Origin of the sequence: Candidatus Infernicultor aquiphilus, assembly GCF_002784285.1 — a bacterium.
In the GTDB taxonomy this organism is placed as follows: Bacteria; Atribacterota; Phoenicimicrobiia; order Phoenicimicrobiales; family Phoenicimicrobiaceae; genus Infernicultor; species Infernicultor aquiphilus.
Genome location: NZ_PFKO01000149.1, coordinates 1 through 8,274, shown reverse-complemented (window position 1 = coordinate 8,274; position 8,274 = coordinate 1). Strand labels below are relative to the sequence as shown.

Here is an 8,274-nt window from a genome sequence, read left to right as displayed (position 1 = left end):
TAACTTACATCCTTCATCTGTTCTCCATCTCGTAAAGTAGTATCCATTATTTCTATCTTTTTGTTCATCTTTAATCACTTCCTATTAATTTGTGGCTAAGGACAAATGAAATATCAATCTATTTACCGCTTTAAGATAAGCCCTTATGCTGGCTTCTAAAGTATCGGTACTTATACTTCGGCCGGTAAAGATATTTCCTTTCTCATCACTTATCTTTACACTCGCTTCTCCTTGAGCATCCTTTCCACCGGTTAAAGCTCGCACATTATAATCGGTCAACTTGATTTTTAATTTGGTTATTCGATCTATAGCCTTAAAAGAAGCATCTACTGGACCATCTCCACAAGCTGCATCTTCCAAAGGTTCATTATTAAATAATAACCTAACTGTTGCTGTAGGCAAAGTACGATTACCCGTATTAAGATGAAAATATTCTAGTTTAAAGGTTTCTGGAATTTTAGCTATTATTTCTTCAGATACAATAGCCTCCAAATCTTCAATAAAAATCTCTTTCTTTTTATCTGCTAACTCCTTAAACTTTTCAAAGACCTCATTTAACTTTTCCTGATCTAAAGTATGCCCCATCTCTTCTAATCTCTTTTTAAGGGCATTCCTCCCTGAATGTTTCCCCAGAACTAGACTATTACTTTCTAAACCTACTGATTGAGGGGTCATAATTTCATAGGTAGTACGCTCTTTTAATATTCCAGCTTGATGGATACCTGCTTCATGGGCAAAGGCATTTTTCCCTACCACCGCTTTATTAGGCTGAATAACAAAACTGGTCAATTTACTCACTAATTTACTGCTAGGACATATTTGAGTGGAATTAATCTGGGTCCATTTGTTATAAATATCCTTCCTGGTTTGAAGAGCCATAACAATCTCCTCCAAAGAGGCATTACCTGCTCTTTCTCCAATTCCATTCACCGTACATTCTACCTGAGTAGCTCCGCTTCTTATAGCCTCTAAAGAATTAGCCACTGCTAATCCCAGGTCATTATGACAATGAACACTAATGACTGCCTTTTCAATATTAGGAACATTCTTTCTGATATCCTTTATTAATCTGCCAAATTCCTCTGGTTGGGCATATCCTACTGTATCCGGCACATTTATTATGGTAGCACCAGCCTTAATTACCTCTTCAAAAATCCGGTATAAAAATTCTTTATCACTCCTACTAGCATCTTCTGCAGAAAATTCCACTTCCGAGCAGAGCTTACGGGCATATTTTACTGCCTCAACTGCCTGCTCTAAGACTTGCTCTGGAGAAAGTTGTAGTTTATATTGCATATGAATAGATGAAGTGGCAATAAAGGTGTGAATTCTGGGTCTTTCAGAATATTTTACTGCTTCCCAGACTTGTTCAATATCTTTCTTTACTGCTCGAGCCAAACCAGCAATGGTACAACCTTTAATGGTTTGAGCGATCAGCTTTACCCCTTCAAAATCCCCTGGTGAAGCAATAGGAAAACCAGCTTCCATTATGTCTACATTAAGCTTCTCTAATTGCTTAGCCACTTCTAACTTTTCATAAGTATTAAGTGATGCACCAGGACATTGTTCTCCATCTCGTAGTGTAGTATCAAAGATTATTACTTTATTTTCCATTAATCTGTCTCCTCTCCTTTTCAATGGTTAGCCGAAAAAAAACTTACTCTATTTTAGAATAATAAGTCCCAATTATCTTAATAAAAGTAGTATGTTCTTTTAAAGCCTTTAGGACTTCTTGGGCACTCTCTTCGAATAGTCCTTTTTCAAAATCAGTATAAAAGACATACTCCCAGGGTTTTTGCTTGCTCGGTCGTGATTCTAATCGATTTAAATTAATATTTCTTAGGGCAAACTCTTTAAGACATTTATATAGAGCCCCTGGCTTACTTATTACTGCAAAAATAATAGAAGTCTTATTATTTTTAGGATCTGAAAATATCTCAGGAGATAAAACTAAAAAACGAGTATAATTATATTTATTATCCTGAATCCCGGAACTTAAAACTTTTAAACCATAAAGTTCTGCGGCCCAATTACTGGCAATGGCTGAAACATTATTTCCTTTTAATTCTTTAATTATCTTAACACTTCCGGCTGTATCATACACTGGGATAATCTGACAATGAGCTAAATTTTTAGACAAAAAACCTTCACATTGAGCCAGTGCTTGAGGATGAGAATAAACCTTTTTAATTAATTTAAAATTAATCTGTTTTTTGGTTATTAAACAATGTTCAACCTTTAACTTTACCTCTCCTACCGCAAATAATTCTTGATGTAATAAAAGATCATGAACTTCATTAATGCCTCCAGTCTGGGAATTTTCTATAGGTAAAATACCATACTCAGCTTCTTGGCTATTTACTCTTTGAAATACTTCTTTAAAGGTTCTGCAAAGCACCGGATCTATAGAAGAACCAAAATATTTAATAGCGGCCATCTCACTAAAAGCCCCTCTTTCTCCCTGAAATGCAATCCTACTTTGCAAATTTCTCACCTCGCTTATTAATTCACTAATTCACCAATTAGCCAATTGACCAATTCACCAATTCTCCAATTCTCCAATTTACCAATTCACCAATTGACCAATTAACCAATTCACCAATTGACCAATTTTACCCGTTATGCGCTATTCCTCTTTACTATATACTATCTTATTCTGTCTTCTGACTTCTTCTTTCCTAACTATACGCAATACGATATTAGTCTTTTATCCAGGGCATCATACTGCGCAGTTTTTTCCCTACTTTTTCAATAAGAAAATTAGCTTCTTTATTGCGCATTGCTTTAAAGTAAGGTCTACCTACTTGATTCTCAATAAGCCAATCTTTAGCAAACTCTCCATTCTGAATTTCAGTTAATATTTTTTTCATTTCTTTTTTAGTTTCTTCAGTTACAATTCTCTTACCAATTTTCAAATCTCCATATTCAGCAGTATTACTGACACAATCTCGCATATAAGTAATTCCACCTTTATAGATTAAATCAACTATTAATTTCAACTCATTTAGACATTCAAAATAAGCAATCTCTGGCTGGTAACCTTCCTCAACTAAAACATCAAAAGAAGCCTGGATTAAAGAAGTAACTCCTCCGCAAAGAATTACTTGCTCTCCAAATAAATCAGTTTCAGTCTCTTCTTTAAAGGTGGTCTCGATCGTCCCTGCTCTAGTCCCTCCAATAGCTTGGGAATAGGCTAACCCAATTTCTCTAGCCTTCCCGGAATAATCCTGATATATCGCTATCAAATTAGGAACGCCTTTACCCTGAACATACATCTCTCTTACCAAAGTACCAGGACCTTTAGGTGCAACCATAATTACATCAATATTGGGAGGGGGAGTAATTTGTCCGAAATGGATGTTAAATCCATGAGAAAACATCAAAACATTTCCTTCCTGTAAATTCTTATCAATCCCCTCCTGATAATAGACTTTTGCTTGAACTTCATCAGGAATTAATATTTGAATAATATCGGCTATTTTGGTTGCCTCAAAAATATTCATTGCTTTTAATCCATCTTTTTTTACTAAGTCAAATGATTTGCTACCTTCTCGCAAACCCACTATTACCTTAATTCCAGCATCATGTAAATTTTGGGCTTGTCCTCGGCCCTGGCTTCCATAACCAATTACAGCTACGGTTTTCCCTTTCAAATATTCTTTTTTCACATCTTGTTCATAATAAATTTTAGCCATTTTTTTATCTCCTTTTTTTATTTTAGATTTTTTATTTAATTTTTAAAATAGATTAGGTTTACATACTACAATTCACCAATTCACCAATTCACCAATTCACCAATTTTGTTCTTATTCTTAATCGACTTATTTTGTCTATTTTGATAAAATATTTATTCCTCTTGTTTCTTAAATGTAGAGACACTCTTACTCCCTCTAAATAAGGCAATTTTACCAGTCCTAACCACTTCCTTTAATCCGAAAGGTTTCAGTAACTCTATTAAAGCATTAACTTTATCCTCGGTACCCGTTGTTTCAATAGTCATCATTTGGCTATTTACATCAATTATCTTAGCTCTAAAAATATCTACCATTTGTATTATCTCCGAACGATTGGCTAAGGAATTAGTATTTACTTTAATTAAAGCCAACTCTCTTTCCACTGAGTTTGATGGAAAAATATCTCTAACCCTAATCACATCAATCAATTTATTCAGCTGTTTGGTTATTTGCTCTAAAGCCCGTTCATCCCCTTCCACGACAATGGTCATTCTGGAAATATTATTTTCTTCCGTATGACCGACAGCTAAACTTTCAATATTAAAGCCACGTCGGGTAAATAGGCCTGCTACTCGGGCTAAAACCCCGGGGTGATCTTTAACTAAAACTGCAATAGTATGTCTCATCATTAATCAACTCCTATCATTTGGTCTAGGGGTGAACCTGGGCTAACCATAGGGAATACATTTTCTTCCCCAGGAATAATACAATCAATTAAAACAAATTTATTTAAAGAAAGAGCTTTTTCTAAAGCAGGGGACAACTCTTGTTTTTTATTTACTCTTATCCCGGTTCCTCCATAGGCTTCAATTAATTTTACAAAATCTGGATTCCCAGTTAAGGTAGTTGAGGAATACCTTTTATTAAAAAATAGTTCCTGCCACTGTCTTACCATCCCCAAATAACCATTGTTCATAATAATCACGGTAATAGCCAGATTATTATTGACCGCAGTGGCTATTTCTTGTTGGTTCATTTGAAAGCTACCGTCTCCCGAAATACAAATTACTCTTTTTTCAGGACAACCTAACTTTGCCCCAATAGCAGCTGGAAAACCGTATCCCATTGTCCCTAAACCTCCAGAAGAGATAAAAGTTCGAGGTATAGTATATTGATAATACTGGGCAGCCCACATCTGATGTTGACCCACATCAGTAACTATTACTGCTTTGCCCTCGGAAATTTTATACACTTCCTCTATAATATATTGCGGCTTTAACTCCTGGTTATTTTCATACTTCAAAGGATATTTTCTTTTCCAATCCTTTATTATTTCTAACCATTCTGTATTTTCTTTTTTTTCAATCATCTCATTTATTTTTTTTAACACCTTTTTAAGGTCACCAACAATGGGAATATCGACTAAGACATTTTTCCCAATTTCAGCCGGATCAATATCGATATGAATTATTTTAGCTTGTGAACCAAACTTGGACAATTTTCCAGTAACCCGGTCATCAAATCTTACTCCTAAAGCAATAATTAGATCCGCAGCACTAATAGCATAATTCGCATAAGCTGTACCATGCATACCTAACATTCCCAAAGAGAGGGAATGAGTCTCAGGGAAAGTGCCTAATCCCATTAAGGTTGTAGTCACCGGAATATTCGCTTGGAAAGCTAAATCTCGCAATTCTGAAGAGGCATTAGAGGAAATTACTCCTCCTCCGGCATAAATAACTGGTTTCTTTGCCTTGTTTATTTCTTGTGCTGCTATTTTAATCTGTTGAATATGTCCACTAAAAGTTGGCTTATACCCATTCAGGCTAACCTTTTCAGGGTATTTAAATTCAGTTTGCGCTAATTGGATATCCTTAGGCAAATCTATTAATACCGGACCAGGTCTTCCGGTACGGGCAATATAAAAAGCTTCCTGTATAATACTGGCTAAATCTCTTACCTCTCTTACCACATAATTATTTTTAGTGATAGGTAAAGTAATGCCATTGATATCTACTTCCTGAAAAGCATCGGTCCCGATTAAATTAGTTGAAACTTGGCCAGTAAAGACTACTAAGGGGATAGAATCCAAGTAGGCATTAGCTAGACCAGTTACTAAATTAGTAGCTCCCGGTCCAGAAGTAGCTATACAGACCCCTACATTACCAGTAGCCCGGGCATATCCATCGGCAGCATGAGCTGCTCCCTGTTCATGTTTAGTAAGTATGTGTTTTATAGAGGTTTCACTATAAAGGATATCATATAGAGGCATTATTGCCCCACCGGGAATACCGAATATTACCTTTACCCCTTCCTTTTTTAAACATTCTACTACTATTTGTGCCCCGGTTAATTTCATATAACTCATCTCCTTACTGCTCCTTTATCGGCAGAACCTACAAAATTGGCATAGTATTTTAAGCAGCCTGATTTTACCTTAGGCTCAGGCAGCTTTAATCTCTTTAATCTTTCTTTAATTTCATTTTCGTCCAACTTCACATTTAATTTCTTTTCTGGTATATCGATTTCAATCATATCCCCTTCTTCAACAATAGCTATAGGACCTCCTACCGCTGCCTCAGGAGAGACATGTCCAATAGACGCTCCTCGGGTAGCTCCAGAAAAACGTCCATCGGTAATCAAAGCTACCTCGCGGTCTAATCCCATTCCAGCAATTGCTGAGGTAGGAGTTAACATTTCTCTCATCCCCGGTCCACCTTTAGGCCCTTCATAGCGGATTACTATTACATCTCCTTTTTTAATCTTACCTCCTAAAATTGCTTTAGTACTCTCTTCTTCTGAATTAAATACTCTTGCTGAGCCCTCATGTTTTAACATATCCGGATGAACCGCTGAACTTTTTACTACTGCACCTTGGGGAGCTAAATTACCCTTTAAAAATACAATACCGCCTTTTGGATTATAGGCATTTTCTATATTTCTTATTACCTGGTTATTCAATATTTGAGCACTTTTAATATTCTCACTAACCGTTTTACCGGTTACGGTAATCTCTTCTAAATTAATTACCTTCTTTCTATTCAGCTCTTTAATTAGGGACGAAATACCTCCCGCTCTATCTAAATCTTGAATATGGTACTCTCCGGCAGGAGAAAGGCTGCACAATTGAGGAACTTGTTCTCTTATCTGGTTAATATCATCTAGATTAAAAGGAATACCTGCTTCAAAGGCTATAGCCAGAGTATGAAGCATTGTATTAGAGGAACCCCCCAAAGCCATTTCAACTGTAATAGCATTCTCTATAGCCTTTTTAGTAATAATATCTAAAAATTTAACCTCTTTTTTGAATAATTCCATAATTTTCATTCCTGTATGTTTAGCTAATCTTATTCTGCGGGCATCAACAGCTGGAATGGTTCCATTACCGGGTAGAGCTATACCCACTGCTTCCGCCCAAATATTCATAGAATTAGCAGTATACAGGCCGGCGCAGGAACCTACCCCCGGACAGGCGCAATCCTCTACTTCTTTTAATTCTTGCTCACTTATAGAACCGGTTTGGAACTTTCCTACTGCTTCAAAGACATTACTCAGGGCGATAGTCTTCCCCTGATAAAATCCAGCTAACATAGGCCCGCCACTCACTACAATAGTAGGCAGATTAACTCTAAGAGCACCCATAATCATTCCCGGAACTATTTTATCGCAATTAGGGACAAGCACTAAGGCATCAAAGGCATGGGCTTTAGCCATAATTTCAATAGAATCAGCGATTAATTCTCTACTGGGTAGAGAATATTTCATGCCCTCATGATTCATAGCCAATCCATCACATACCCCTATGGTAGAAAATTCAAAGGGAACTCCGCCGGCCATTCTTATACCATCTTTAACTGCTCGAGCAATCTCTTTTAAATGAAGGTGACCTGGAATAACTTCGTTGGCTGCTTGAGCAACACCAACAAAAGGCCTTTTCATCTCTTCATCGGTTATCCCTAATGCTTTGAGCAAGGAACGATGCGGAGCCCTGGCCAAACCTTTTTTTATTACATCACTTTGCATAATTATTCACCTACTTTTAATATTTTATTTTTAGATATAAAAAGACCCCAGCCAATAAATCCATTCTGTTAATTAAACAAAAGGGACCTATCCGCTGGGGTCTTTTATACCCACGGTGTAACACTATTACTCATTAGTAATAGTATCTTACGCCACTTGGTCCAGACTCTAACCTCAATTGATTAGACGGAACCCTAGGCATACTCCCAAAAAATGAAAAACTTTCATCCTTAATTTAGTCTATAAAGAAAAGACTAAAATAGGGACGAAAGTTATTCGTGGTACCACCCTACTTTAATAAAGATAAGAAATACAAATATATTTCATTTTTTATCTTTATACTCAGTTGGTTAATAAAAGATAACGTTTTTAAGACGTTACAGGTTACTTAATATTTTACCTGTACCTATAGGTATTTAAAGGTGAGATTTTCGACAAACTTTCGCTACCAATTCACCACAATCATTGGCCTTATTTAGCAGTTTTAGTTCGCCTACTTTTCCTTCAAGTTTTACTTTTCTATTTGAAACATAGCTTACAACAATTAATTTTAAATGTCAAATAAAATATTTAAATA

6 protein-coding genes are annotated in these 8,274 nt (G+C 36.1%); all 6 read right to left on the bottom strand.

The features are described from left to right. Positions 1-84: 84 nt before the first annotated feature. A complete protein-coding gene (locus COZ07_RS04140; RefSeq protein ID WP_406607319.1) occupies positions 85-1,614 on the bottom strand; it encodes a 2-isopropylmalate synthase in 1,530 nt (509 codons plus the stop codon). A 43-nt stretch (positions 1,615-1,657) separates the two neighbouring features. Beyond that, entirely contained in the window at positions 1,658-2,485 is an 828-nt protein-coding gene (gene pheA / locus COZ07_RS04135; protein WP_406607318.1) for a prephenate dehydratase, read from the bottom strand. A 214-nt stretch (positions 2,486-2,699) separates the two neighbouring features. Beyond that, on the bottom strand, positions 2,700-3,716 hold the full coding sequence (gene ilvC / locus COZ07_RS04130) for a ketol-acid reductoisomerase (protein WP_406607322.1): 1,017 nt from the start codon (positions 3,714-3,716) through the stop codon (positions 2,700-2,702). Positions 3,717-3,847: 131 nt separating this feature from the next. Then, complete coding sequence (gene ilvN, locus COZ07_RS04125) at positions 3,848-4,360, bottom strand: acetolactate synthase small subunit (protein WP_406607321.1); 513 nt, start codon at positions 4,358-4,360, stop codon at positions 3,848-3,850. A gap of 2 nt (positions 4,361-4,362) precedes the next feature. Beyond that, entirely contained in the window at positions 4,363-6,033 is a 1,671-nt protein-coding gene (gene ilvB / locus COZ07_RS04120; RefSeq protein WP_406607320.1) for a biosynthetic-type acetolactate synthase large subunit, read from the bottom strand. 5 nt (positions 6,034-6,038) lie between these two features. Next, entirely contained in the window at positions 6,039-7,697 is a 1,659-nt protein-coding gene (gene ilvD / locus COZ07_RS04115) for a dihydroxy-acid dehydratase (protein WP_406607317.1), read from the bottom strand. Positions 7,698-8,274: the final 577 nt, after the last annotated feature.

Excerpts from the sequence above, each read along its gene's own strand:
- COZ07_RS04140 (WP_406607319.1), bottom strand. The coding sequence starts at position 1,614 with ATGGAAAATAAAGTAATAATCTTTGATACTACACTACGAGATGGAGAA.
- ilvD (WP_406607317.1), bottom strand. The coding sequence starts at position 7,697 with ATGCAAAGTGATGTAATAAAAAAAGGTTTGGCCAGGGCTCCGCATCGT.
- ilvB (WP_406607320.1), bottom strand. The coding sequence starts at position 6,033 with ATGAAATTAACCGGGGCACAAATAGTAGTAGAATGTTTAAAAAAGGAA.
- ilvN (WP_406607321.1), bottom strand. The coding sequence starts at position 4,360 with ATGAGACATACTATTGCAGTTTTAGTTAAAGATCACCCCGGGGTTTTA.